Annotated in this window: 23 protein-coding genes; 12 read left to right on the forward strand and 11 right to left on the reverse strand. The window is 74.1% G+C overall.

Annotated features, from left to right (window positions below):
• Positions 1-13: 13 nt before the first annotated feature.
• The 5 genes from ABD160_RS11930 to ABD160_RS11950 form a co-directional block, all read right to left on the reverse strand.
• Positions 14-1174 carry a pyridoxal phosphate-dependent aminotransferase gene (locus tag ABD160_RS11930; protein ID WP_344021513.1) on the reverse strand — a complete coding sequence of 387 codons (1161 nt, stop codon included), beginning with the start codon at positions 1172-1174 and terminating at the stop codon, positions 14-16.
• 45 nt (positions 1175-1219) lie between these two features.
• Positions 1220-1390, reverse strand: coding sequence for a hypothetical protein (locus tag ABD160_RS11935; RefSeq protein ID WP_344021515.1), 171 nt, complete (start codon positions 1388-1390; stop codon positions 1220-1222).
• Positions 1391-1454: 64 nt separating this feature from the next.
• Complete coding sequence (locus ABD160_RS11940) at positions 1455-2345, reverse strand: MaoC family dehydratase (protein WP_344021517.1); 891 nt, start codon at positions 2343-2345, stop codon at positions 1455-1457.
• A gap of 1 nt (position 2346) precedes the next feature.
• Positions 2347-3714 carry a 3-oxoacyl-ACP reductase gene (locus ABD160_RS11945; protein ID WP_344021519.1) on the reverse strand — a complete coding sequence of 456 codons (1368 nt, stop codon included), beginning with the start codon at positions 3712-3714 and terminating at the stop codon, positions 2347-2349.
• The gene (locus ABD160_RS11950) at positions 3711-5012 is read right to left on the reverse strand and encodes an acetyl-CoA C-acetyltransferase (protein ID WP_344021521.1); all 1302 of its coding nucleotides are present in this window, start codon (positions 5010-5012) and stop codon (positions 3711-3713) included. The genes ABD160_RS11945 and ABD160_RS11950 overlap by 4 nt, the downstream gene beginning before the upstream one ends.
• 97 nt (positions 5013-5109) lie before the next feature.
• On the opposite strand from ABD160_RS11950, the gene ABD160_RS11955 reads away from it, so the two are divergent.
• Both ABD160_RS11955 and ABD160_RS11960 read left to right on the forward strand, forming a co-directional pair.
• Entirely contained in the window at positions 5110-5796 is a 687-nt protein-coding gene (locus tag ABD160_RS11955; RefSeq protein ID WP_344021523.1) for a TetR family transcriptional regulator, read from the forward strand.
• The gene (locus tag ABD160_RS11960) at positions 5793-7796 is read left to right on the forward strand and encodes an acyl-CoA dehydrogenase family protein (RefSeq protein WP_344021525.1); all 2004 of its coding nucleotides are present in this window, start codon (positions 5793-5795) and stop codon (positions 7794-7796) included. The genes ABD160_RS11955 and ABD160_RS11960 overlap by 4 nt, the downstream gene beginning before the upstream one ends.
• A gap of 70 nt (positions 7797-7866) precedes the next feature.
• Here the strand turns inward: ABD160_RS11960 and ABD160_RS11965 are convergent, their stop codons facing one another.
• On the reverse strand, positions 7867-8052 hold the full coding sequence (locus ABD160_RS11965; protein ID WP_085913327.1) for a hypothetical protein: 186 nt from the start codon (positions 8050-8052) through the stop codon (positions 7867-7869).
• Between the two features lie 288 nt (positions 8053-8340).
• Here ABD160_RS11965 and ABD160_RS11970 point away from each other — a divergent pair, with 288 nt between their 5' ends.
• The 3 genes from ABD160_RS11970 to ABD160_RS11980 all read left to right on the forward strand — a co-directional run bounded on the left by ABD160_RS11970 (position 8341) and on the right by ABD160_RS11980 (position 13868).
• Positions 8341-10659 carry an FdhF/YdeP family oxidoreductase gene (locus tag ABD160_RS11970; RefSeq protein WP_344021528.1) on the forward strand — a complete coding sequence of 773 codons (2319 nt, stop codon included), beginning with the start codon at positions 8341-8343 and terminating at the stop codon, positions 10657-10659.
• A gap of 103 nt (positions 10660-10762) precedes the next feature.
• On the forward strand, positions 10763-11983 hold the full coding sequence (locus ABD160_RS11975) for a multidrug effflux MFS transporter (RefSeq protein WP_344021530.1): 1221 nt from the start codon (positions 10763-10765) through the stop codon (positions 11981-11983).
• Between the two features lie 67 nt (positions 11984-12050).
• Positions 12051-13868 carry an ABC transporter ATP-binding protein gene (locus tag ABD160_RS11980; protein WP_425563612.1) on the forward strand — a complete coding sequence of 606 codons (1818 nt, stop codon included), beginning with the start codon at positions 12051-12053 and terminating at the stop codon, positions 13866-13868.
• On the opposite strand, the gene ABD160_RS11985 is transcribed toward ABD160_RS11980, so the two are convergent.
• Positions 13861-14409, reverse strand: a complete 549-nt coding sequence (locus ABD160_RS11985; protein WP_344021534.1) for a bifunctional nuclease family protein — start codon at positions 14407-14409, stop codon at positions 13861-13863. The genes ABD160_RS11980 and ABD160_RS11985 overlap by 8 nt on opposite strands.
• 58 nt (positions 14410-14467) lie before the next feature.
• Positions 14468-15433, reverse strand: a complete 966-nt coding sequence (locus ABD160_RS11990) for a LysR family transcriptional regulator (protein WP_344021536.1) — start codon at positions 15431-15433, stop codon at positions 14468-14470.
• A gap of 133 nt (positions 15434-15566) precedes the next feature.
• On the opposite strand from ABD160_RS11990, the gene ABD160_RS11995 reads away from it, so the two are divergent.
• A complete protein-coding gene (locus tag ABD160_RS11995; RefSeq protein WP_344021538.1) occupies positions 15567-16328 on the forward strand; it encodes an acetoacetate decarboxylase family protein in 762 nt (253 codons plus the stop codon).
• A gap of 29 nt (positions 16329-16357) precedes the next feature.
• The gene (locus tag ABD160_RS12000; RefSeq protein WP_344021540.1) at positions 16358-17245 is read left to right on the forward strand and encodes an alpha/beta fold hydrolase; all 888 of its coding nucleotides are present in this window, start codon (positions 16358-16360) and stop codon (positions 17243-17245) included.
• An 8-nt stretch (positions 17246-17253) separates the two neighbouring features.
• Here ABD160_RS12000 and ABD160_RS12005 read toward each other — a convergent pair whose 3' ends face one another.
• Positions 17254-17991 carry an SDR family oxidoreductase gene (locus tag ABD160_RS12005; RefSeq protein ID WP_344021542.1) on the reverse strand — a complete coding sequence of 246 codons (738 nt, stop codon included), beginning with the start codon at positions 17989-17991 and terminating at the stop codon, positions 17254-17256.
• Positions 17992-18098: 107 nt separating this feature from the next.
• Here ABD160_RS12005 and ABD160_RS12010 point away from each other — a divergent pair, with 107 nt between their 5' ends.
• Together ABD160_RS12010 and sigJ are read left to right on the forward strand one after the other, a co-directional pair.
• The gene (locus ABD160_RS12010) at positions 18099-19196 is read left to right on the forward strand and encodes an NAD(P)/FAD-dependent oxidoreductase (RefSeq protein WP_344021544.1); all 1098 of its coding nucleotides are present in this window, start codon (positions 18099-18101) and stop codon (positions 19194-19196) included.
• Complete coding sequence (gene sigJ, locus ABD160_RS12015) at positions 19193-20065, forward strand: RNA polymerase sigma factor SigJ (RefSeq protein WP_344021546.1); 873 nt, start codon at positions 19193-19195, stop codon at positions 20063-20065. The genes ABD160_RS12010 and sigJ overlap by 4 nt, the downstream gene beginning before the upstream one ends.
• Before the next feature lie 362 nt (positions 20066-20427).
• Here the strand turns inward: sigJ and ABD160_RS12020 are convergent, their stop codons facing one another.
• Positions 20428-21414, reverse strand: coding sequence for an AraC family transcriptional regulator (locus tag ABD160_RS12020; RefSeq protein WP_344021548.1), 987 nt, complete (start codon positions 21412-21414; stop codon positions 20428-20430).
• A gap of 134 nt (positions 21415-21548) precedes the next feature.
• Here ABD160_RS12020 and ABD160_RS12025 point away from each other — a divergent pair, with 134 nt between their 5' ends.
• From ABD160_RS12025 to ABD160_RS12035, 3 genes are all read left to right on the forward strand, one after another.
• Positions 21549-22424, forward strand: a complete 876-nt coding sequence (locus ABD160_RS12025) for an NmrA family NAD(P)-binding protein (protein ID WP_344021550.1) — start codon at positions 21549-21551, stop codon at positions 22422-22424.
• The gene (locus ABD160_RS12030; RefSeq protein ID WP_344021552.1) at positions 22421-22831 is read left to right on the forward strand and encodes an anthrone oxygenase family protein; all 411 of its coding nucleotides are present in this window, start codon (positions 22421-22423) and stop codon (positions 22829-22831) included. Before ABD160_RS12025 ends, ABD160_RS12030 begins: the two co-directional genes overlap by 4 nt.
• Before the next feature lie 127 nt (positions 22832-22958).
• Positions 22959-23237: a hypothetical protein gene (locus tag ABD160_RS12035; protein WP_344021554.1), complete on the forward strand. Its 279-nt coding sequence runs from the start codon at positions 22959-22961 to the stop codon at positions 23235-23237.
• Positions 23238-23310: 73 nt separating this feature from the next.
• Here ABD160_RS12035 and ABD160_RS12040 read toward each other — a convergent pair whose 3' ends face one another.
• Positions 23311-24774, reverse strand: coding sequence for a peptide MFS transporter (locus ABD160_RS12040; protein WP_344021555.1), 1464 nt, complete (start codon positions 24772-24774; stop codon positions 23311-23313).
• Between the last annotated feature and the right edge of the window lie 52 nt (positions 24775-24826).

The following is a 24826-nucleotide window of genomic DNA, read 5'->3' on the forward strand; positions in this document are numbered from 1 at the left end:
AAGGGTGATCCGATCAGGGTCGCAGGGCGGCGAGCCGTTCGGCGGCCTCGACGAGCACCTCGTCGCGCTTGCAGAAGGCGAACCGGACCAGCGGCCGGGTCGCCGCGACACCGGCCTCGGACGCGCAGAACACCGACACCGGCACCGCCGCGACCCCGCACAGCTCGGGCAGCTTCCAGGCCAGCTCGACGCCGTCGTCGTGGCCGAGCGGGCGCGGATCGGCGACCACGAAGTAGGTGCCGCGCGGGGTGAGCACGTCGAACCCGGCGGCGCGCAGGCCGGCCGAGAGCAGGTCCCGCTTGCGGGTCAGGTCGGCGGTGATCCCGGCGTAGAAGTCGTCGCCGAGGGCGAGCGCCTCGGCGACCGCGGGCTGCAGCGGGGCGCCGCCGTGGAAGGTGAGGAACTGCTTCACCGCGCGGGCCGCGCCGACCAGCTCCGGCGGGCCGTGCACCCAGCCGACCTTCCAGCCGGTCACCGAGAACGTCTTGCCCGCCGAGGAGATCGTCAGCGTCCGGTCGGCGAGCCCGGGCAGGGTCGCCATCGGGACGTGCCGGGCGTCGTCGAAGGTCATGTGCTCGTAGACCTCGTCGGTCACGATCACCGCGTCGTGCGCGCGGGCGAGCTCGCCGATCCGGATCAGCCGGTCGCGGCTGAACACCGCGCCGGTCGGGTTGTGCGGGGTGTTGACCAGCACCACCCGGGTGCGCTCGGAGAAGGCGGCGGCGAGCTCGTCGTCGTCGACGTCGAAGCCGGGGGCGCGCAGCGGGACCGGGCGCAGGGTCGCGCCGGACAGCGCGACGGTGGCCGCGTAGGAGTCGTAGTTCGGCTCGAACGCGATCACCTCGTCGCCCGGGCCGCAGAGCCCGAGCAGGGTCGCCGCGATCGCCTCGGTCGCGCCGGTGGTGACCAGCACGTCGTCCGGGTCGACGTCGAGGCCGTAGAAGCGCCGCTGGTGTGCGGCGACGGCCTCGCGCAGCGCGGGCACGCCCGGCCCCGGCGGGTACTGGTTGAGGCCGTGCTCGGTGATGTTCGCGGCGGCGCCGGCCAGCAGCGACGCCGGACCGTCGGTGTCCGGGAACCCCTGGCCGAGATTGATCGCCCCGGTCCGCGCGGCCAGCCGGGAGATCTCGGTGAAGATCGTGGAGGTGAACGGGCGCATGCGCTCGACCAGCATGGTTCCCACAGTAGAGCCGGGGCGGCCCGGGCCCGGCCGCGCGGGTCAGTCGAGGCCGCGGACGATGTTCCCCTCGTCCTCGTGTTCCTCGACGTCGGCCCGCGTGGCGGTGCTGTCGGCGGTGTTCATCATGACCTCCTGCTGAGTGTCCGGTGACGAATGGTGGACACAGGGATGGACGTACGTCACCGGGTTCCGGTTGCTGTACCGGCTCATGGACCGATCCAGATGCACCCGGCCGGGTGAGTGCGACCTGTCCACCCGGCCGGGCGGTACCTGCCTAGCGGCCGATCCGGCCCACCAGATGGATCACTTCCGGTTTCTTGACGCCGCGGACCGCGAACCGCCACGCGTCGCCGTCGCGGGCGGTCACCAGCTCCGCGGTCGACGGGAGCAGCAGCGGCCTGCGGAAGGCGACGTCGAAGCCGACCGCGTCCGGGAGCCTGCCCTCCAGCGCCGCGGCCACCCGGGCCGCCGTCCACATGCCGTGCGCGATCGCCCGCGGGAAGCCCATCGCCTTCGCGGTGAGCGGGTACAGGTGGATCGGGTTCACGTCACCGGAGACCGCCGCGTAGCGACGCCCGGTGTCCCCCGGCACCCGCCACAGCGCGGCGGCCGGGCCGGTCGGCACCGCCGGCTCCGGCGGCGCCGGGGCCGGCTCACCGGAGGGCGCCCGCGCGCCGCGGGACAGGTAGGTCGAGCGGCCCTCCCAGACCGTCGCCCCGCCCGCCGACACCGTCCCCACCAGATCGACCTGCGCGCCCTTCGGGTGCGCGGTGAACCGCTCGGCGCGCACCCGCACGTCGAGGGTCTCGGACACCGCGACCGGCCGGTGCACGGTGATCCGGTTCGCCAGGTGCACCAGGCCGGGCAGCGGCAGCGGGAACGACCGGCCGGCCATCAGCGCGACCTGCAGCGGGAAGGTCAGCAGGTGCGGATAGGTGACCGGCAGCGCGTCGCCGATCCGGAAACCGCAGACCCGGGCGTAGTCGGCCAGGTGCCCCGGGTCGACCACGATCCCGCTGCGTGCCAGCTCCCGGTCCGGCAGGCTGCCGGCCCGGCCGGGCAGCACGGTCCGGACCGCCGCGGCGGCGTAGAGCGGGCCCAGCGCGGGCGCCCCGGACAGCTCGGTCACCGCGGTGGCGCCGGCGTTCCCGGCGTTCCCGGTCATCTCAGGCCCCCAGCATGGACTGGCCGCAGACCCGCACGACCTGCCCGTTCAGCCCGCCGGACTCGGCACGGCCGAACCAGCCGATCGTCTCGGCGACATCGACCGGCAGCCCGCCCTGGCGGAGCGAGTTGATCCGGCGGCCGCCCTCGCGGGTGGCCAGCGGCATCGTCGCCGTCATGTCGGTCTCGATGAACCCGGGCGCCACCGCGTTGATCGTCGCGCCGCGCTCGGCGAACCGCGGTGCCAGCGCGCGCACCATGCCGATCACGCCCGCCTTGGAGGCGGCGTAGTTGGTCTGCCCGCGGTTGCCCGCGATCCCGGACTGCGACGACACGCAGACCACCCGGCCCGCCTCGCGCAGCGGCGACCCGTCGGCCAGCAGCGCGTCGTTGATCGCCAGCTGGGCGCCCAGGTTCACCGCCAGCACCGCGTCCCACCGGTCGGCGGTCATGTTCGCCAGCAGCTTGTCCCGGGTGATCCCGGCGTTGTGCACCACCAGGTCGACGCCGTCGTGCCGCTCGGCGAGGTGCCCGAGCAGCCGGTCGGCGGCGTCGGCGGCGGTGATGTCGAGCTGCAACGCGGTGCCGCCGGTGCGGTTCGCCGTCTCCGCGAGCCGCTGCCCGGCGGCCGGCACGTCGACCGCGACGATCGTCGCGCCGTCCCGGGCCAGGGTGTCGGCGATGGCCGCACCGATCCCGCGGGCCGCCCCGGTGACGACGGCGACCCGGCCGGCGAGCGGCCGCTCCTCGCCGTGCGGGTCGTCCACCTCGGCCGGCTCGGGCAGCACGCCGATCGGCGCGGCGACGTGCACGACCTGGCCGTCGACGTAGGCCGAGCGCGCGGACAGGAAGAACCGCACCGACGAGTCGATCGCCACCGGCGCCGCGCCCTCCGCGACGACCAGCAGGTTCGCCGTCGCCCCGGCGCGCAGCTCCTTGGCGACCGAGCGGACCAGCCCGTCCAGCGCCTGGGCCACCGCGGCCGCCTCGGCGCCCCCGGTCGCGAACGCGTCGGCCGGCTCGGCACCGATCAGCAGCAGCCGGCCGGACGGGCGCAGCCTGCGCATCGCCGGGGTGAGGAGCTGCTGGGCCGCGGCGAGATCGGCCAGCGTCCGCGCCCCGGACAGGTCGACGACGATGCCGTGCAGCTTCTCCTCGCCCGCCTCGGCGAGCGCCGGCTGCCCGTTCTCCTCGACGAGCGCGGCGACCGCCTTCGCGAACCGCCCGTCGGCCGCGCCCGGGGACGCCACCAGGACCGGACCGGCCAGCAGCGGATCGCCCGGCCGGTGCCGGCGCAGCACCGGCACCGTCGGGAGCCCCAGCTGCTTGGCGATGCCGGTGTGCGACAGGGTCGCCAGGAAGTCGCTCATGCGGTGGCCTCCAGGATCGCGACGACGCCCTGGCCGCCGGCGGCGCAGATGGAGATCAGGCCGCGCTGGTCGCGGCCCTCGGCGTCGGCCCGCTCGCGCAGCAGCTTCGCCAGGGTCGCCACGATCCGCCCGCCGGTCGCGGCGAACGGGTGCCCGGCCGCGAGCGAGGAGCCGGCGACGTTGAGCCGGTCGTCGTCGATCGGGCCCAGCGGGGTGTCCCGGCCGAGCCGCTCCTTGCAGAACCGGGCGTCCTCCCAGGCCTTGCGCTGCACCAGCACCACCGAGGCGAACGCCTCGTGGATCTCGTACAGGTCGAAGTCCTGCAGGGACAGGCCGTTGCGCTCGAGCAGCCGGGGCACCGCGAACACCGGCGCGGTGAGCAGTCCGTCGCTCCCGTGCACGTAGTCGACGCCGGAGGTCTCCGCGTCCACCACGTGCGCGAGCACCGGCAGCCGGTGCTCGGCCGCCCACTCGTCCGAACCGAGCAGCACCAGCGCGGCGCCGTCGGTCAGCGGGGTCGAGTTGCCGGCCGTCATGGTGGCGTCCGGGCCCTTCCCGAAGACCGGCTTCAGCTTCGCGAGCTTCTCCGGCGACGAGTCGGCGCGCAGGTTGTCGTCCCGGGTCAGCTTCAGGTACGGGGTGAGGAGATCGTCGAAGAAGCCGCGCTCGTAGGCGGCCGCCAGGTTGCGGTGGCTGCGCACGGTGAGCTCGTCCTGCTCGGTGCGGCCGATGCCCCACTCCAGCGCGGTGCGGGCGGCGTGCTCACCCATCGACAGGCCGGTCCGCGGCTCGGAGTTCTGCGGGATCTCCGGCACGATCTGGCCCGGCCGCAGCTGCCCGACCAGCTTCAGCCGCTCCAGCGGCGTGCGCGCCGCGTTCAGCTTGACCAGGACCCGGCGCAGGTCGTCGTTCAGCGCGATCGGCGCGTCCGACGCGGTGTCCACGCCGCCGGCCACCCCGGACTCGATCTGCCCGAGGGCGATCTTGTTGGCGACCGCGATGGTCGCCTCCAGGCCGGTGCCGCAGGCCTGCTGCACGTCGTAGGCGGCGGTCGCCGGGCTCAGCCGGGAGCCCAGGACGGCCTCCCGGGTCAGGTTGAAGTCACGCGAGTGCTTGAGCACCGCCCCCGCGACGACCTCGCCGAGCCGTTCGCCGGCCAGCCCGAACCGGGCCACCAGGCCGTCCAGGGTGGTGGTGAGCATGTCGAGATTGGACGCGCCGGCGTACGCGCGGTTGGCCCGGGCGAACGGGATCCGGTTGCCGCCGATGACGGCGGCCCGCCGGGTGCTGGCTGGCATGGGGTCGTCCCTCCTGGGGTAGGACCGTGGGCAGGAGCTGGTGGTCGTGATTACCACCGGGTAGCCGATACTCAAGGTACACGGTACTGTTGGTTTCGTGAAGGTGGGACGGGACAGGCGGGACAGCCGGTGGGACGCGCACCGCGAGCAGCGGCGCGTCCAGCTCGTCGCCGCCGCCATCGGCGCCATCCGCCACCAGGGCGCCGGCCTCGGGATGGACGAGATCGCCGCCGCGGCCGGCACCAGCAAGACCGTCATCTACCGGCACTTCGGCGACCGCAGCGGCCTCTACACCGCGATCTGCGAGTCGGTCGCCGACGTGCTGCTCACCGAGGTGCGGCGGGCCACCGCCGACGCGCTGACCGCACCGGCGGGCGGCCCGCGGGCCGCCGTCGCCGCGGGCATCGACGCCTACCTGCGGCTGATCGAGATCGACCCGGAGCTCTACCGCTTCGTGGTGCACCGCCCGCTGCTCTCCCAGGGCCCGGCGACCGGCCGCCGCCCCGCCCGGGAGGACGGCACCACCGACCCGGTCAACGACCTGGTCACCGTGATCGGCGACGAGATCGCCGCCGTGATCGGCGCCCGCGTCACCGGCGGCGACGGGCCGTCCGCCGCCCGGATCTGGGGGCACGCGATCGTCGGCCTGGTCCGCGGGGCCGCCGACGACTGGCTGGCCCGCCCGGACGGCACCACCCGCGACCGGCTCACCGCACACCTCACCGACCTCGCCTGGTCCGGACTCTCCGGCCTGGCACCGCACGTGCAGGAGGTTCAGCCATGACCCCCACAACTCCGGCGACCCCGACCGGCACCCTTCCCGCACCGGACCGGATCCCGGCCGACGCCCTGCGCGACGTCGTCGACGGCCGGTGGATCGACGTCCGGCGGGAGACCCGCGAGCAGCTGGCCGCCGCCGGCGTGCTGGCCGATCCGGACGCCTCGTCCGAGGAGTACCGCGCCCGGATCACCGAGGCGCTCAAGATCCTGACCGCGTCCGGGCGGCCGCACAGCGGGTTCGCCCGGTCGGTCGGCGGGCGCGGCGACGTCGGCGGCGTCGTGACCGCGTTCGCGATGCTCGCCTACGGCGACCTGTCGCTGCTGGTGAAGGCCGGCGTCCAGTGGGGGCTGTTCGGCGGCGCGGTGCAGGTGCTCGGCACCGCCGGGCACCACGAGCGGTACCTGCGCCGGATCATCGACGGCGAGCTGCTCGGCTGCTTCGCGATGACCGAGACCGGGCACGGCTCGGACGTGCAGCACCTGCACACCACCGCGACCTACGACCGGGCGTCCGGCGAGTTCGTGGTGCACACGCCCTACCCGCAGGCGCGCAAGGAGTACATCGGCAACGCCGCCCGGGACGGCCGGATGGCCGTGGTGTTCGCCCAGCTCGTCACCGACGCCGGCACGCACGGCGTGCACGCCTTCCTGGTCCCGATCCGGGACTCCGACGGCCATCCCGCGCCCGGCGTCACGATCGGCGACGACGGCCGCAAGGCCGGCCTGAACGGCGTCGACAACGGGCGGCTGAGCTTCGACCGGGTCCGCATCCCGCGGGAGAACCTGCTCAACCGGTTCGCCGACGTCGCCGAGGACGGCAGCTACTCCTCGCCGATCGAGAACGAGACGGCGCGGTTCTTCACCATGCTCGGCACCCTGGTCCGCGGCCGGATCTCGGTGGCCGGCGGCGCGGGCGGAGCCACCCAGAAGGCGCTCGCGCTCGCCGTCCGGTTCGGCGAGCGCCGCCGCCAGTTCTCGAACCCGTCGACCGGCGAGGAGATCGCCGTCCTCGACTACCTGGCCCACCAGCGCAAGCTGCTCCCCGCGCTGGCGACCACCTTCGCGCTGCACTTCACCCAGGAGGACCTGGTGGCCCGGATGCACGACATCCAGGCGCCCGGATCCGGCCCGGTCGGCGCCCGCGAGCAGCGCACCCTGGAGCAGTCCGCGGCCGGGATCAAGGCGATCGCGACCTGGCACGCCACGCAGACCATCCAGACCTGCCGGGAGGCCTGCGGCGGCGCCGGCTACCTGGAGGAGAACCTGCTGCCGGCGCTGAAGGCGGACACCGACGTGTTCACCACCTTCGAGGGCGACAACACGGTGCTGCTGCAGCTGCTCGCCAAGGAGCTGCTGTCGGACTACGGCCGGACGATCCGCAAGGGCAATCCGCTGCAGATCGCCCCGCTGCTCGGGCGCCAGCTCGCCGGGGTGCTCGCCGAGCGGACCGGCCTGGCCTCGGCGGCCCGGCGGCTGCCGCTGCGCGGCCTGGACCTGACCGACCGGGAGCGCCGCCGCACGCTGCTGCGGGTGCGCCGGGACGACACCCTGGCCGCCGCGATCCGGAACCTGGCACCGGCGATGCGCCGCGGGAACGACGAGTTCACCGTCTTCAACGCCAACCAGGACCTGCTGCTGACCGCGGCCCGTGCGCACGTCGACACGCTCGTCGAGGGATCGTTCGCCGAGGCGCTGGACCGGATCGACGACGCCGGGGTGCGGGCGCTGCTGGAGCGCGTCTACGACCTGCACGTGCTCGGCGTGATCGACCGCGAGCGGGCCTGGTACCTGGAGACCGGCCGGCTGACCGCGGCCGAGTCCCGCTCGCTCCGCCCGCTGGTCAACGACCTGTGCCGGGAGCTGCGGCCCTACGCCCGCACGCTGGTCGACGCGTTCGGCATCCCGGAGAACCTGCTGGCCTGCCCGATGCTCGACGACGAGGCGTGGGCCCCGGCGCCGGGCGCCCCGGCCGAGCCGGTCACCGGTTCGGTCGAGACCGGCTGATCCGCGCGGACACACGAACGGCCGGCCCCCTGGACCCGGGGGCCGGCCGTGCGCGTGTGGTGGGGCCGGATCAGGCGGCGAGGCCCAGCGCGTCGAGCACGCCACCGACGGTGGAGAGCAGGTCGGCGACGGTGGAGTCGACGTACTCGGCGATCGGGGTGATCTCGGCGGCGCTGGCCGAGCCGGCGAGGCCCAGCATCAGCAGCGGGGCGGCGAGCCCGGCGACGGTGATTCCGGCGATGCGGCGCTTGCTCATGGGAGTTCCTTTCGGGGAGCGGACTGTCGCGGCCATCGTGGGTCGCCCGAAGCGGATCTTCCAGACATCCGACGGAGATGTAACCGCGCGCTTACACCCATTCGGCAGTGGCAACGTGACTGACATACGGACCCCGTCTCGCCGCCGTACGGCCCCTAAGGGACAGGGCCGGGCGCTCCGTGTGAGCCGACCCACCTTCCTCCGACGGGAGCCCGCGGCCGGGCGCGCTTAGGCTCGACGTGAAGGTCGTTGTCGTTCGACGCTGAAGTCTGTGCAGGTGAGGAACACGTGTCCGTCTCCCCCATCCATCCTCCGGTCGACACCGAGGAGTCCGAGCTCCGGGTCACCGAGCGGAAGACGAGCGCGGCCGGGGCGAAGGCCGTGGCCGTCTCCATGCAGCGGTCGCTGGCCGAGCAGGGTGTGGTCAAGACGGCGCGCAACCTGCTCACCCTGAACCAGGTCGACGGCTTCGACTGCATGAGCTGCGCCTGGCCGGACCCGGAGCCCGGGGAGCGGCACACCGCCGAGTTCTGCGAGAACGGCGCCAAGGCCGTCGCCTGGGAGGGCGACCGCCGCCAGGTCGGGCCGGAGTTCTTCGCCCGGCACCCGATCGCCGACCTGCGCACCCGCAGCGCGCACTGGCTGGAGAGCCAGGGCCGGCTGGTGCACCCGATGGTCCGCCGCGACGGCGGCACGCACTACGAGCCGATCAGCTGGGAGAGCGCGTTCGAGCTGATCGGCGAGCACCTGCGGGCGCTCGACTCGCCGGACGAGGCGATCTTCTACACCTCCGGCCGGGCGTCCAACGAGGCCGCGTTCAGCTACCAGCTCTTCGCCCGCGCGTTCGGCACCAACAACCTGCCGGACTGCTCGAACATGTGCCACGAGTCGACCGGCGTCGGGCTGGCCCAGTCGATCGGCATCGGGAAGGGCTCGGTGTCGCTGCGCGACCTGCACGAGGCCGAGCTGATCGTCATCTCCGGGCAGAACCCGGGCACCAACCACCCGCGGATGCTGTCCGCGCTGGAGATCGCCAAGAAGAACGGCGCCCGGATCCTGGCGATCAACCCGCTGCCCGAGGCCGGGCTGTTCAAGTTCGACAACCCGCAGCACGTGCGCGGCATGACCGGGATCGGCACCCGGCTGGCCGACGAGTTCCTGCAGATCCGCTCGGGCGGCGATCTCGCGCTCTGGCAGGCGTTCGGGCACCTGCTGCTCGCCGCCGAGGAGCGCGACCCGGGCAGCGTGCTGGACCGCGACTTCGTCGAGCGGCACACCAACGGCTTCGAGGACTACGCGGCGCACGTCAAGGACCTGGACCGGGACGCCGTCGTCGCCGCCACCGGGCTCGACTGGCAGCAGATCGAGACGGCCGCCGCGATGCTGGTCTCCTCGAAGCGCACCGTGAACTGCTGGGCGATGGGCATCACCCAGCACCGCAACGCGGTCGCCACCATCCGCGAGATGGTCAACGTGTCCCTGCTGCAGGGCATGATCGGCAAGCCGGGCGCCGGCCTGTGCCCGGTCCGCGGCCACTCGAACGTGCAGGGCGACCGGACGATGGGCGTCTGGGAGCAGATGCCCGACGCGTTCCTCGACGCCGTCCGCGACGAGTTCGGCTTCGACCCGCCGCGCGAGCACGGCCACGACTCGATCGCCGCCGTGAAGGCGATGGCCGCCGGACACGGCAAGGTCTTCGTCGGCCTCGGCGGCAACTTCTCGCAGGCCATGTCGGACACCGGCGTCACCGAGCCCGCGCTCGAGCAGTGCGCGCTGACCGTGCAGATCTCCACCAAGCTCAACCGGTCGCACGTCGTCGCGGGCACCGACGCGCTGATCCTGCCCGCGCTCGGCCGGACCGAGAAGGACCTCACCGGCGGCCGCGCCCAGCAGGTGACCGTCGAGGACTCGATGTCGGCGGTGCACGCCTCGCACGGCCGCTCGCAGCCGGCCGGGGAGCTGCTGCGCTCCGAGGTCGACATCGTCTGCAACATCGCCCGCGCCACCCTCGGCGACGACCACGTCGTGCCGTGGGCCGAGTTCACCGCCGACTACGACCGCATCCGGGACCGGATCGGCCGGGTCGTGCCGGGCTGCGAGGCCTACACCGAGAAGGTGGCCCGCTCCGGCGGCTTCACCCTCCCGCACCCGCCGCGGGACTTCCGGCAGTTCCCGACGGCGTCCGGGAAGGCCGAGTTCGCGGTCAGCCCGCTGAGCGTCACCACCCTGCCCGAGGGCCGGCTGGTGCTGCAGAGCCTGCGCAGCCACGACCAGTTCAACACCACCATCTACGGCCTGGACGACCGCTACCGCGGCATCCACTCCGGCCGCCGGGTGGTCTTCATCTCGCCCGCCGACCTGCGCGAGCTCGGCTTCGCCGACGGCGACCGGGTGAACCTGGTGAGCGAGTGGACCGACGGCACGGTGCGCCGCGCCGACGACTTCCGGCTGGTGTCGTACTCGACGCCGAAGGGCTGCATCGCCGCCTACTACCCGGAGACCAACCCGCTGGTCGCGCTGGACTCCTACGCCGACGAGTCGCGCTGCCCGACGTCGAAGTGGATCGAGGTCCGGCTGGAGCCCGCGATCCCGGCCCGCGCCGTGTGAGCGCGGTCACCCGGCCGGGTGGCCGGGGCCGGAATCCCGGTCACCGCCGGTGTGGTTGGACGTTCCGGGGACACACGTCCGTGCCCCCGCTGAGGGGGACCGGGTGACATCCACGACCACCGCGGCACCGAGCAGGCTGCGGATCGCGCTGATCCTCGGCGCGCTGATCGCGCTCGGGCCGCTCACCATCGACACCTACCTGCCCGCGCTGCCGCAGGTCGGCGAGGACCTGGGCGCGTCCGGCACGACGGTGCAGCTGACCCTGACCGGCACGCTGGCCGGGCTCGCGCTGGGCCAGCTGCTGATCGGCCCGCTGTCCGACGCCTACGGCCGCCGGCTGCCGCTGCTGGCCGGCACCGGGCTGCACGTGCTGGCGTCGGCGCTGGTCGCGGTGGCGCCCTCGATCGAGGTGCTCGCCGCGCTCCGCGTGCTGCAGGGGATCGGCGCGGCGGCCGGTGCGGTCGTCGGGCTGGCGGTGGTGCGGGACCTGTTCAGCGGCCGGGCCGCCGCGACCATGCTGTCCCGGCTGATCCTGGTGATGGGTGCCGCGCCGGTGCTCGCGCCGACCCTCGGCGGGCTGCTGCTCACCTGGACGTCCTGGCGCGGGGTGTTCCTGTTCCTCGCCCTGTACGGCCTGGTGATGCTGGCCGTGGTCACCGCCGGGCTGCCCGAGACGCTGCCGCCGGAGCGTCGCCGCTCCGCCCGGTTCGGCCCGACCGTGCGCACCTACGGGATGCTGCTGCGCGATCGCGCCTTCGTCGGTCTGGTGCTGGTCGCCGGGCTCGCGATGGGCGCACTGTTCAGCTACGTCTCCGGCGCCGCGTACGTCTTCCAGGAGCAGTTCGGGGTGGACCAGCAGACCTTCGGGCTGCTGTTCGGCGCGGGCGCGATCTGGCTGGTCGTCGGCACCCAGCTCAATCCGGTCCTGCTCCGCTACGTCGAGCCGCGCCGGGTGATGACCGCCGCGGTCGCCGCGGGCGTGCTGGCCGGGCTGGCGCTGGCGGTGCTCACCACGACCGGCACCGGCGGCCTGCCCGCCGTGCTCGCCGGGGTCTGGGCCCTGCTGCTGACCTGCGGTTTCATCCTGCCGAACGCGCCGGCCCTGGCGCTGGCCCGGCACGGCAGGACGGCGGGCACCGCGGCCGCGCTGCTCGGCTCGCTGCAGTTCGGCATCGGCGCCGCGACCTCGCCGGTGGTCGGCCTGCTCGGCAACGACGCCGCCGCGATGGGCCTGTCGATGTTCGGCGCGATCGCGCTCTCCGGGCTGGCGCTGGTCCTGGTCGTGCGGCCGTGGACGCTGCCCGACCTGGAGGAGGACGCCTGACCTCTTGTCCTGAAGTGAACTTCAGGTCATAGCGTCCGGCGGCATGGACGCGAGCATCTACACCGCCATGCGCAACGCGGGCACCGAGCCGGTGCACCGCACCCGGCCGGCCGGCGAGACCGGGCGCCGGATCCTGCGGCTCGCCCGCCCGCACCGCAGGCGGATGGCGTGGTTCCTGGTCACCAGCACCCTCGGCGCGGTCCTCACCGTCGTCACGCCGGTGCTGGCCGGGCGGGCCACCGACGCCATCACCACCGGCGCCCCGCTCGCCGTGCTCGGCGTCGTCGCCGGGCTGATCGCCGCCGCCGCGGTCGCCGAGGCCGCGCTCGGCCTGGTCACCCGGTGGCTCTCGGCGAACCTCGGCGAGGGGCTGATCCACCAGCTCCGCACCACCGTGTTCGACCACGTGCAGCGGCTGCCGGTCGCGTTCTTCACCCGGACCCGGACCGGCGCGCTGGTCTCCCGGCTCAACTCCGACGTGCTCGGCGCCCAGCGGGCGTTCTCCGACACCCTCGCCGGGGTGGTGTCGAACCTGGTGACGCTGCTGCTCACGCTCGGCGTGATGCTCGCGATCTCCTGGCAGGTGACGCTGCTCGCGGCACTGCTGCTGCCGGCGTTCCTGGTCCCGGCCCGGCTGATGGGACGGCGGCTGGCCGCCCTGGAGCGGGCCGCCGCCGACCACAACGCGGCGATGAGCACCCGGATGACCGAGCGCTTCTCCGCGCCCGGCGCCACCCTGATCAAGCTGTTCGGGCGGCCGGAGCAGGAGTCCGCCGAGTTCGCCGACCGGGCCGGGCGGGTGCGCGCGATCGGGGTGCGCTCGGCGATGCTGCAGTGGGTGTTCGTGACCGCGCTGATCCTGGCGTCGTCGCTGGCGGTGGCGCTGGTCTACGGCGTCGGCGGCGGGTTCGCACTGTCCGGCGCGCTGTCCGCCGGTGACGTCGTGTCCCTGGCGATGCTGCTGACCCGGCTCTACCAGCCGCTGACCGCGCTCGCCGGGGCCCGGATGGAGATCATGACGGTGCTGGTGAGCTTCGAGCGGGTCTTCGAGGTGCTCGACCTGGAGCCCTCGATCCGGGACCGGCCGGGCGCCCGGGAGGTGCCCGACGGCCCGCTCGACGTCGAGTTCGACCGGGTGTCGTTCGCCTACCCGACCGCCGACCAGGTCTCGCTGGCCTCCCTGGAGGAGGTCGCGACGCTGGACACCCGCGGCGGCGAGCAGGTGCTGCAGGACGTGTCCTTCACCGCGCCGGCCGGGCGGATGGTGGCGCTCGTCGGGTCGTCCGGCGCCGGCAAGTCGACCGTCGCGCAGCTGGTCGCCCGGCTCTACGACGCGTCGGCGGGCACCGTCCGGATCGGCGGCGTCGACGTGCGGGACCTGACCGCCGCGTCGGTGCACCGGGCGGTCGGGTTCGTCACCCAGGACGGTCACCTGCTGCACGACACGGTCGCCGCCAACCTGCGGATCGGCGCGCCGGACGCGACCGGCGCGCAGCTGTGGGAGGCGCTGCGCCGGGCCCGGCTCGACGAGCTGGTCGCGTCCCTGCCGGACGGCCTGGACACCGTCGTCGGTGAGCGCGGCTACCGGCTCTCCGGCGGTGAGCGGCAGCGGCTGACGATCGCCAGGGTGCTGCTCGCGCGGCCGCGGATCGTGGTGCTCGACGAGGCCACCGCCAGCCTGGACACGACGTCCGAGGCGGCGGTGCAGGAGGCGCTCGCGGAGGCGCTGGAGGGGCGGACGGCGATCGTCATCGCGCACCGGCTGACCACGGTGCGCGACGCCGACGAGATCCTCGTCCTGGAGCACGGCCGGATCATCGAGCGGGGTGCGCACGCCTCGCTGCTGGAGCTGGGCGGCCGGTACCGGGCGCTGGCCGCTACCTGAAGTCCTCCGGCGAGACGTCGTCGATGAACTCGCGGAACTCGCGGAGCTGCTGCTCGGGGTGCTCGGCGGGTTCGGTGGGGATCCCGCCGGTGGCCGCGCGGGCCTGCGCGGCGATCCCGCTGGCGTCCTCCGAGTCGGGCGGCAGCACCTCCTCGATCGGCTGGCCGACCTCGTCGAGCACGTGCTCGGCCATCCCGATCGGCAGGCCCTCGCGGACCGCGATCGACAGCGCGTCGGACGGCTTGACCTGCAGCCGGACGTCGCCGTCGAACACCAGCTCGGCGGTGTAGACGCCGTCGGTGAGGTCGCTGATCTCGACCGACTCGCAGGTCCGGCCGAGCGCCTCGACGACCGGGAGCAGCACGTCCTGGGTGAGGGCGACGCTGGACTCGTCCCGCCGGCCGGCCGCGATCACCTCGGCCTGCGGCGGTCTCAGGAACACCGGGACGCAGCGGTCCCCGCCCGCCTCGCCGAGCAGCAGCACCGGCTGCCGCGAACGGGCGTGAACGATCAGTCGCAGGACGTGCATCGTCCGGGCCATCCAACCCTCCCGTGACAGGGGTCACGGCAGTATCCCACCCCGGGGGCCGGTCCGTGTCTCACAACGAGACGCTTCCCACCGGTTGGACAGCCATCCGGGGCAGTACCCGGTCGAGCGCACCGGGCACCCGGGTGGTCGCGGCGACCGCACGGGCGGTCTCGACGAAGTCCCGGACGAGATCGGAGCCGTCCGCGGTCCGCCAGGCGATCGCCACCTCCGAGGGCGGGACGTCGACGACCGGCACCGCGGTCAGCCCGGGCCGGGAGTAGTACCGCAGCGTCGACAGCTGGGTGAACGCGACGCCGCGGCCGGACGTGACGGCCTCGATGCACTCCTCGACCTGGGCGATCCGGGCGCCGACGCGCACGTCCTGGCCGCCCCGCGAGCCGGTCGCCAGCCAGTAGTCGCGCCACGCGTCCGGGCCCTTGCGCGCCACGAACGGCTCGTCGACCAGCCTGCCCACCGAGATCGGCCCGGCTCCCGCAAGCGGCGAGTCGACACCGACCGCCAGCACCCGCGGCTCCCGGAACAGCACCGCCACCGACAGCCAGTCCGGAACCGGGACACCGGTCCGCAGGAAAGCCACGTCGACCGATCCGTCGGCCAATCCCGCGAATGGATCGGAAAGATCGTGCGAACGCATCTCGGCGGCCCGGCCGGGAAAGCGCTCCGCATAACGGGCGAGAATGCGCGGCGTCAGTTCCGCGGCGGCGTTGGCCTGGAACCCGATCAGCACCGTGCGCCGGTCGGGGGCGCCCGCCTCCCGGGTGACCCGGCAGATCCGCTCGGCGTCCACGAGCAGGTCGCGCGCCTCGGCGAGCAGGACCTCACCGGCCCGGGTGAGGCTCACCCGCCGGCTGGTCCGCTCGAAGAGCGCGACCCCCATCCCCTGTTCGAGCTTCCGGATCTGCACGCTGAGGGACGGCTGGGCGATATGCAGGCGGGCCGCGGCCCGGCCGAAATGGAGCTCTTCGGCGACCGCGAGAAAATACCGAAGTGTCCGGATCTCGAACGGTATGCTCACGGCGCCGACAGTAGCCGAGATCAGCACCGCGAACGATAGTTGCGAACTATCGGTCGATAGCGCACCGATCTTGGACGCGGCGCCCCGCGGGCGATCTGATGACGCGGTCACCAGCGCTCGACGAGGAGGACACGTGACGACCTACCGTGGGATGCCCCCGCAGATCTGGGCACCGCCGGCCCCGCAGCTGATCCGGAACGCGCGGATGCTGATCGTCGGTTACGAGGCCCGGCGGGAGGCGCTGGAGGCCGTGCTGCCGCCGGGACTGACGCCGCACCCGAGCAACCTGGTCCAGATGAACATGTACGAGGTCGCGGCCGAGCAGACCAGCGGGTTCGGAGCATTCTCGCTCACCTACCTGACCGTCGAGATCGCCGATCACGACAGCCTTGCCGCCGACGGGACCCTGCCGATCCCCGGCCGGTTCTTCGCCTACTACTGGAACTCCTCGCCGCGGGTGATCTCCTACGCACGCGAGTCGGCCGGGATCCCGGCGCTGCACGGGGTGCGGCGCGGCGTCGTCGAGGGCGGGACGCTCACCTCGACCCTCGCCGTCGACGACCGGGACGTCATCACCGCCAGGGCGTCGGTCACCGACGAGCCCGCCGGGACGCTCGGCGGGCACCTGAACTACTACGCGCACCGCCAGATCCCGGTCCCCGAGGGCGGGCGGGCCGCGATCAGCGAGCTCATCGAGCTGCCGCTGCCGTTCGTGGTGGAGCTGTACGCCGCGACCGTCGACGACATCACGTTCTCGTTCCCGGACGGGCACCCGGCGGCCGAGCTCGCACCGGTGGCCCCGCTGCGGGCGCCGTCGGTGCTCTACGGCGACGTCACCTTCACCTACTCGGCGGGCCGCCGGATCCTCGACCTCCTGACCGGCACACCCGCCTGATCCTCCGCACCACGACCCGGGAGACACCCATGAGCAGCACCGCAACCGTCGACGTCAGCCACCTCGGCACCTCCACGATCGGCCACCGCTTCGGCAGGCCGTACGACCCGGCACTCCCCACGCTCGTCCTGGTCAACTCGTTCACGACCACGGTCGACCTGTACCGCCCGCAGTTCGACGACCCGGCCCTCGCCGGGACCGTCAACCTGCTCGCCGTCGAGCCGTACGGGCACGGCGCGACGCGGGCCGGCCACCGGCACTTCACCTACTGGGACAGCGCCGTCGCGAACCTCCAGGTGCTGGACGCGCTCGGCATCCCGGACGCGTTCGTGCTGGGCACCTCGCAGGGCGGCTGGATCGCCGCCCGGATGGCGCTGCTCGCGCCGGACCGGATCCGCGGGATCGTCCCGCTCGGCACCTCGATGGACTTCGAGAGCCCGCGCAGCCGCGAGCTCGGCTGCTGGGACGGGATCGAGTTCTGCACGCCGTCGGTGGACGCGCTCGCCGAGCCGGTCGGCGACGACTGGGTGGTGCCGGGCGAGTTCGTCGACGCCGTGCTCGCGGCCGGGCTGGGCGACACCGTGTCGGACGCCGACCGCGAGTTCTGGCACGCCACCTACCGGGCCACCTACACCGGCGACGAGGGCAGGCACCGGCTGCGGGTCAGCACGGTGAACCTGCGCGACCGGGACGGTCTGCACGGCAGGCTGGACGACGTCCGGTGCCCGGTGCTGTGGATCCACGGGACCGCCGACACCGTCTACTCGGTGGCCAACGCCGAGGACGGGATCGCGCGCTTCGTCAACTCCCCCGGCGCCGAGCTGCGGATCGTCGAGGGCGGCCAGCACTTCCTGAGCGCGTCGAACCCGGCGGAGGTGAACGCGGCCGTCGTCGGCTTCGTGAAGCAGTGGTCGTAGCGGCCCGCTCAGCCGCGGGCGAGCCAGGGCATCGTGGTCGCGGCGATGGTCAGGAACTGCACGTTCGCCGACAGCGGTAGCCCGGCCATGTGGACGACGGCGTCGGCGACGTGCCGCACGTCGAAGGTCTGCTCCGGCCGGACCGTGCCGTCGGCCTGCTTCGCGCCGCTCGCGATGCCCGCGGTCATGTCGGTCGCCGCGTTGCCGATGTCGATCTGCCCGCAGGCGATGCCGAACTCGCGGCCGTCCAGCGACAGCGACTTCGTCAGCCCGGTGATCGCGTGCTTGGTGGCGGTGTAGGCGGCGCTGCCGGGGCGCGGCGCGTGCGCCGAGATCGAGCCGTTGTTGATGATCCGGCCGCCCTGCGGGCGCTGGGCGCGCATCGCGCGGAACGCGGCCCGCGCGCACAGGAAGGAACCGGTGAGGTTGGTCGCGACGGTGGCGTCCCAGTCCTCGACGGCGATCTCGTCGACGGTGCCGCCGGGGCCGAACGTGCCGGCGTTGTTGAACAGCAGGTCGACCCGGCCCCAGCGGTCGTCGACGGCCGCGAACAGCGCGGCGACCGATCCGGGATCGGTCACGTCGACGGCGACGGTGAGCGCCCCGGCGTGACCGGCGGCGACGGCGTCGAGCCGCTCGGTCCGCCGGCCGGCGAGCGCGACCCGCCAGCCGGCGTCGAGCAGCCCCCGCGTCACCGCCTCCCCGATGCCCGATCCGGCCCCGGTCACCACCGCCACCCCGCTCATGCCCCCACCCTGGCACGCGTACCGGCGTGATCCGGGCCACACGGTGTCACGCCGCGGGCGCCCGCCGGTGTCCCCATCCCGACCGACGACGACGGAAGGGGACGGTCATGGGACGTGCGGTGGTGGTGGTCGGGGCCGGGTACGCCGGGATCGCGGCGGCGAACCGGATCGCGGCGGGCTCGGACGCGCAGGTGACGGTGGTCGGCCCGCGGGAGGTGTTCGTCGAGCGGATCCGGCTGCACCGGCTCGCGGCGGGCAGCGGGGAGGCGACGGTGCCGCTGCGGACGGTGCTGCACCCGCGGGTGCAGCACCGGTCCGGGCTGGCCACGCTGATCGGGGCCGGCCCCGGGAACGACAGCCCTGGGAACGACAGCCCTGGGAACGACACGGTGCTGCTCGACGACGGCTCGACGGTGCGGTTCGATCGGCTGGTGTACGCGGTCGGCAGCGGCGATCCCGATCCTGATCCCGGCGCGGACGGGTACCGGGTCGACTCGCTGGAGGACGCCCGCCGGCTGCACGCCGCGGTCGCCGCGCTGCCGGCCGGGGGCACGGTCGCCGTCGTCGGGGGCGGGCTGACCGGGGTGGAGACGGCGACCGAGCTGGCCGCCGCGCGGCCCGACCTGGCGGTCCGGCTGGTGACCGACGCCGAGGTCGCGGGCGGGCTCCCGGCCCGCAGCCGGGACCGGGTCCGGGCCCGGCTGCGCGCGCTCGGCGTCGGGCTGCGCGAGCACACCCGGGTCACCGGCACCGCGGATCCGGGCGCCGACGTGGTCGTGTGGGCGACCCCGCCCGCGGTCCCCGATCTCGCCCGGCGCAGCGGCCTGCCGACCGACGACGCCGGGCGGCTGCGGGTGGACGCGACGCTGACCGCCCTCGGCGATCCGCGGATCGTCGGCGCCGGGGACGCGATCAGCGCCCCGCCGGAGGTCGGTTTCGTGCGGGCCAGCTGCCAGGCCGCCATCCCGCTCGGGAACGCGGCCGCCCGCACCGTGCTGGCCGGGCTCGCCGGCCGGGCCGCACCGGCGGCGTCGGTCGTCTACGGCGCGCAGTGCCTGGCGCTCGGGCCCGGCGCGGGACTGGTGCAGCTCGTCGACACCCACGACGTGCCCCGGCGGATCGCGATCGGCGGCCGGGCCGGCGCGGCGATCAAGGAGCAGGTGGTCCGCCACACGCTGCGCGCGATCCGGAGCCGGGCGGCATGACCGGCCCGGACCCGCTCGCCGAGTTCGGCGCGCACCGCGGGCTGCTGTTCCGGCTGGCCTACGACATCCTCGGCAGCGTCGCCGACGTCGAGGACGTGCTGCAGGACAGCTGGCTGCGCTGGACCGAGGTGGACCACGCGCGGGTGCTCGATCCGCGCGCCTACCTGGCCCGGCTGGTCACCCGGCAGGCGCTGAACCGGCTGCGCAGCACCGCCAGGGCCCGGGAGACCTATCCCGGGACCTGGCTGCCCGAGCCGCTGCCCACCGGCGAGGACGCCTCGGACCGGGCGCTGCGGACCGACGACGTCACGGTGGCGATGCTGCTGGTGCTGGAGAGCCTCTCGCCGGAGGAGCGGGCGGTGTTCGTGCTGCGGGAGGCGTTCGGGATCGACTACGACGAGATCGGCGCGACCCTGGACCGGCCGGCGGCCACCGTGCGGCAGATCGCGCACCGGGCGCGCGAGCACGTGCACGCCCGGCGGCCGCGGTTCACGGTGCCCGCGGACCGGGCCCGGCAGGTCGCCGAGGCGTTCGTCGGTGCCGCGCTGGGTGGGGACGTCGCGGCGGTGACGGCGCTGCTCGCGCCGGACGCCGTGCAGATGTCCGACGGCGGCGGGCGGGCCTCGGCGGCGCTGCGGCCGATCGTCGGGCGGGATCGGGTGGCCCGGTTCCTGGTCGGGATCACCCGGTGGCCGATCCCCGGGCCCGGACCCGAGTTCGGCGTGTTCAACGGGATGCCCGGGGTGCTGGTGCGCGACGGCGACACCGTGGACACGGTCATGCTGTTCGAGGTGTCCGAGGTGGACGGCGCCGACCTGGTCACCGCCGTCTACGCCGTCCGCAACCCGGACAAGCTGGCCCATCTCTGACCGGCCCGATCGGGCAGCATCGGGCTCTCTCGGATCCGGGCTAGAGAACCGCAGACGACGGCATCGAAGCGCCTCGATGCCGTCGTCTACCCGTTTCTCGGACTCACCCGAGAAACGGCCATAACTCGGCATCGACGCTCCGATCGGAGCCTCTACCGCTTTCTAGCTCATGGCCGAGACACGTGGATACTTCGCCATCGAGCATGCTCGATGGCGGCGCATACCGCTCTCTACCGTTGTCACGATACTGCTCGATAGCGGGCGATCGAGCAGTATCGGCGACCGCACCCCGGCCGCGTCGTCGCAGCGTAACACCCCTGCGTCGAACGTGTGTGCGACACCCCGCGGAGCCGGACGAACGGTCAGATCGCGTCGGCGAACGCACCGAGCCCGGCCGGTCCCCGGGCCGCCGCCCGCCGCCGCACCCGCCCGGCGGGCTCGCCGACCACCCGGACGAAGGCCCGCGCGAACGCCGCCTCCGAGCGGTAGCCGAACCGCCGGGCGGCCTCGGCCACCGTGACATCTCCCCCCGACAGGACGTCGACGGCCGCGTGCATCCGCCAGCGGGTCACGTAGGCCATCGCCGGCTCGCCGACCAGCTCGGTGAACCGGGCGGCGAACGCCGACCGGGACATCGTCGCCGTCGCGGCCAGCGACGCGACCGTCCAGTCCCGGTCCGGCTCCCGGTGCACCGCGGCGAGCGCGCGGCCGATCCGGTCGTCGGCGAGCGCGCCGAGCCATCCGGTGCGGGCCGCCGCGTCGCGTTCCAGCCAGCCGCGGACGGCCTGGATGACGAGCACGTCGGCCAGCCGGGTGATCACCGCGGCGGCGCCGGGGCCGCCCTCCTCCACCTCGGCGGCGATCAGCCGCAGGGTGTCCTGCACCCGGTCGCCGACCGGCGACGGCTCGACCCGGATCAGGCCGGGCAGCCGGTCGACGAGATCGCCGGCCGCGGGATGGCCGAACCGGACGGCCCCGCACACCATCCGGGTCACCGGGCCGTCGCCGCCGTGCCGGAGCAGCGCGTAGCGGCCGTCCAGCATCGGATGCGGGATCGACCGGATGTCCGGCGCGAACACCTCCGGGGCGCTGCGCAGCACGTGCCCGGCGCCCTGCGGGACGAGCGCGAGCTCGCCGGGGCGCAGCAGCACGTCGTCGTGCCCGCCGACCGTCAGCCGGCAGCCCCCGGAGGTGACGACGTGGAACCACAGGCAGCCGGGTGTCGCGGGCAGCGTCATCCCCCACGGCTCGCCGAGCTCGGAGCGGCAGTAGAAGACGCCGTCCATCCGCAGCACGTGCAGCGCCTCACCGACCGGGTCGGCGGCCGGGAACGGCGGCGCGGTCTGCATGAGGCACAGCATGACAGCCCGTCCACAGCCGATCCCCAGCTGTGGACGAACAAGCAGGAACTGTGGACGAACGGCGATCGTGCGTCCGGTACCCGGCGGAGATGCTGGATCCACATCGACGAGAGGGGACCATCGTGATCACCGTTCTGGGGGCGACCGGGAACGTCGGCTCGCAGGTCGTCCGCGAGCTGCGGGCGGCCGGCGTCGCGGTGCGGGCGGTCGGGCGCGACGCGGACCGGCTGGCCGCCGCGGCCGCGGCCGGCGCCGAGCCGTGCACCGGCGACATCACCGACACCGGCTTCCTGCTCCGCGCGTTCGACGGCGCCGCGGCCGCCTTCACCCTGCAGCCGCTCGACCTGTCCGAACCGGACCACGCCGCGCACCAACGCCGGGTGGGCGAGGCGGTGGTCGCGGCACTGCGCGGCGCGCGGATCGGCCGGGTGGTCGCGCTCAGCTCGCTGGGCGCCGAGATCCCGGGCGGGCCGAACCTGTCCGGCACCGGCTTCCTCGGCGGCCTGTACGAGCAGGAGCAGCGGCTGGCGACGCTGGACGCCCGGGTCACCCGGATCCGGCCGGGCCTGTTCCTGGAGTCGTTCCGGCCCGCGTTCGACACGATCCGGGCCCACGGCGGGCACGCCGACTCGATCGACCCGGACCGGGCACTGCCGATGGTCGCCACCCGCGACGTCGGCCGGGCCGCCGCGGCCGCGCTGCTCGACCCGGCCGGACCGGCCGTCGTCGAGGTGCCCGGGCCCGCCGACCGGACGGTGCCCGAGGTGGTCGCCGCGCTCGGCCCGGCGCTCGGCGTGCCGGGCGCCGGCTACGCCCGGCTCCCCGACGCGGAGCTGACCGCGGTGCTGCTGGACGCGGGCCTGCCGCCGGACGTCGCCCGGCTGCAGGTGGCGATGAACCGGGCGTTCAACGACGGGCGGGTGCGCGCACACGCACCGCGCGGCGACGCCGGGGGACTGCTGACGGTCGAGGCGTGGGTGGCGGAGGCGGTCGCATGAGCGCCGCGCTCGCCGCCGCCGGGTCCGGCCTGCTCGGCGGGGTCTACCTGGCGTTCTCGACGGCGGTACTGCCCGCCCTGCGCCGCCGGCCGGACGCCGAGGCGGCCGCCACCATGCGCGAGGTCAACCGGGTGATCCTGAACCCGGTGTTCGGGACGCTGTTCGCCGGGACCGCGCTCGCCTGCGGCGCGGCGCTGGTCACCGGGGCGCTGCACGGGGAGCCGCTGCGGATCGCCGGGGCGGTGGCCGGGCTGGCCGGCTTCGCCGTCACCGCGGCGGTGAACATCCCGCTCAACACCGCGCTGGACCGCGGCGGCCCGTGGTCGGCGTTCGACCGGCGATGGACGCGGGCGAACCACCTCCGGACGGCGACCTCGGCACTCGCCGTGGCGCTGCTGCTGCTCTGAGTCCACATCCACTCGAACGTGTGTGCGACATCTCGGGCACACCCCTGGCGGCGGGGCGGGGCCGGGATGCACCCTGGTCCGGCGCCCGCTCCCCCGGGCCGGACCCGACGCCCACCCACGGGGGAGCATGAACGCCCACGAACGACGCCGGTCCGCCGCGCTGCGCACCGACCGGGAGACCGTGCTCGCGGCCGCCGCCCGGCTGCGCCACGAGGCGGTCCAGGCGCACTACGCCGGCCTGGCCCGCCCGGAGTTCGCCTTCGGCCTGGCCTCGATCCTCGAACTGCTGGCACTGCGGGTCGCCGACCTGGATCCGGACGTCCGCGCGCACGTCGTGCGGGTCGCCCGGGAGATGACCGGGGACGGACTGGACCAGCCCTCGGTCCGGCGCACCCGTCGTCGGTGATGGTTGTCCACAGGCCGGTCCGGGTTGTCCACAGGTGTGCACACAGCTGGGGACAACTCGAACCGGCGTTCGATCAGCGGACGCCGGCCATGAGCACCTTCAGCCGCGGGACCGCCGCGATCACCACCAGCCCGACCACGATCGCGACGGCGCCGGTGATGCCGAAGTAGGCGATCTCGTTCTCCGCGCTGTAGAACTGCGCGAGCACCCCGGCGAGCACCGTGCCCATCGAGACGGACAGGAAGAACAGCGCCACCATCTGGGTCCGGAACGCTTGCGGCGCCAGCTTGGTGGACAGCGACTGGCCGACCGGCGAGGTGAACAGCTCGGCCACGCAGAAGACCAGCAGGATGCCGGCGACCGCGAGCAGCGGGGTGCCGTTCGGGCCGGTGCCGGCCAGCGGGACGAACAGCAGGAAGCCGATCCCGACCACGATCGTGCCGATCGCCATCTTCGTCGGCGACGACGGCTGGCGCGGCCCCAGTCGCGTCCAGACCGTCGCGAACACCCCGGCGAGCAGCACGACGAACAGCGGCTCGATCGCCTGCACCGATCCCGCGGGCAGCACGAACAGGCCGAACACCGAGCGGTCCAGCCGCTGATCGGCGTAGATCGTCAGGACCGTGAAGATCTGCTGGAAGATCGCCCAGAACACGGCGCTGGCGACCCACATCGGCAGGAACGCCAGCACCCGCCTGCGCTCGGTCCGGTCCACCTTCGGGCTGGTGAGCAGCAGCGTGAAGTAGCCGACGGCGGCGACCGCGACGATGCCGGTGACGATGTAGTCCAGCCGCCCGGCGGTGATCACCCCGGCGAGCGTCAGCGCCACCGGCACGACGACCGCGGCGGCGCCGATCAGGCCGGCCCGCACCCGTCCGGCGGGCGGGAGCGGATTGGGCACGATCCGCCCCTCGGGCGGCAGGTTCCGGCGGGCGACCGTGTACTGGACCAGGCCGAGCGCCATCCCGACGGCGGCGAGGCCGAAGCCCCAGTGGAACCCGGCGGCCGTCTGCAGGGCCGGGGTGAGCAGCTGGCCGGCCAGCGCCCCGATGTTGATGCCCAGGTAGAAGATCGAGAACCCGGCGTCGCGGCGGTCGTCGCCGGGGGCGTAGAGCATCGCGATGATGGTCGACGCGTTCGCCTTGATGCCGCCGCTGCCCAGCGCGACCAGGACGAGGCCGACGGCCAGGCCGGTCCCGCCGGGCAGCAGGGCCAGCGCGACGTGCCCGGCCATGACCGAGATCGCGCTGCCGAACAGCACCCGCTCCGGGCCGAACAGCCGGTCACCGGCCCAGGCGGCGAGGATCGTCGAGAGGTAGACGGTGCCGCCGTAGGCGCCCACCACACCCGCCGCGACGCCCTGGTCGTAGCCGAGGCCGCCGTCGGTGACGGAGTAGTACATGTACAGCAGCAGGATCGCCTGCATGCCGTAGAACGAGAAGCGCTCCCACATCTCGACGCCGAACAGCGTCCCGAGCTGGGCGGGATGACCGAGGAAGGTCTTCTCACGCGGTGGGGTCGTCGTGGGATCGGGCACCCGCCCGGTCTACACCCGTCGTTGCGCCGGGTAAAGATCGTCCACCCGGACC

The organism is Pseudonocardia kongjuensis, from assembly GCF_039526905.1.
GTDB classification, from domain to species: Bacteria; Actinomycetota; Actinomycetes; order Mycobacteriales; family Pseudonocardiaceae; genus Pseudonocardia; species Pseudonocardia kongjuensis.

Coding starts and splice junctions, on each gene's coding strand:
- ABD160_RS11930 (WP_344021513.1), bottom strand. CDS start 1,174: ATGCTGGTCGAGCGCATGCGCCCGTTCACCTCCACGATCTTCACCGAG.
- ABD160_RS11935 (WP_344021515.1), bottom strand. CDS start 1,390: ATGAGCCGGTACAGCAACCGGAACCCGGTGACGTACGTCCATCCCTGT.
- ABD160_RS11940 (WP_344021517.1), bottom strand. CDS start 2,345: ATGACCGGGAACGCCGGGAACGCCGGCGCCACCGCGGTGACCGAGCTG.
- ABD160_RS11945 (WP_344021519.1), bottom strand. CDS start 3,714: ATGAGCGACTTCCTGGCGACCCTGTCGCACACCGGCATCGCCAAGCAG.
- ABD160_RS11950 (WP_344021521.1), bottom strand. CDS start 5,012: ATGCCAGCCAGCACCCGGCGGGCCGCCGTCATCGGCGGCAACCGGATC.
- ABD160_RS11960 (WP_344021525.1), top strand. CDS start 5,793: ATGACCCCCACAACTCCGGCGACCCCGACCGGCACCCTTCCCGCACCG.
- ABD160_RS11965 (WP_085913327.1), bottom strand. CDS start 8,052: ATGAGCAAGCGCCGCATCGCCGGAATCACCGTCGCCGGGCTCGCCGCC.
- ABD160_RS11980 (WP_425563612.1), top strand. CDS start 12,051: ATGCGCAACGCGGGCACCGAGCCGGTGCACCGCACCCGGCCGGCCGGC.
- ABD160_RS11985 (WP_344021534.1), bottom strand. CDS start 14,409: ATGGCCCGGACGATGCACGTCCTGCGACTGATCGTTCACGCCCGTTCG.
- ABD160_RS12000 (WP_344021540.1), top strand. CDS start 16,358: ATGAGCAGCACCGCAACCGTCGACGTCAGCCACCTCGGCACCTCCACG.
- ABD160_RS12005 (WP_344021542.1), bottom strand. CDS start 17,991: ATGAGCGGGGTGGCGGTGGTGACCGGGGCCGGATCGGGCATCGGGGAG.
- ABD160_RS12010 (WP_344021544.1), top strand. CDS start 18,099: ATGGGACGTGCGGTGGTGGTGGTCGGGGCCGGGTACGCCGGGATCGCG.
- sigJ (WP_344021546.1), top strand. CDS start 19,193: ATGACCGGCCCGGACCCGCTCGCCGAGTTCGGCGCGCACCGCGGGCTG.
- ABD160_RS12020 (WP_344021548.1), bottom strand. CDS start 21,414: ATGCAGACCGCGCCGCCGTTCCCGGCCGCCGACCCGGTCGGTGAGGCG.
- ABD160_RS12030 (WP_344021552.1), top strand. CDS start 22,421: ATGAGCGCCGCGCTCGCCGCCGCCGGGTCCGGCCTGCTCGGCGGGGTC.
- ABD160_RS12035 (WP_344021554.1), top strand. CDS start 22,959: ATGAACGCCCACGAACGACGCCGGTCCGCCGCGCTGCGCACCGACCGG.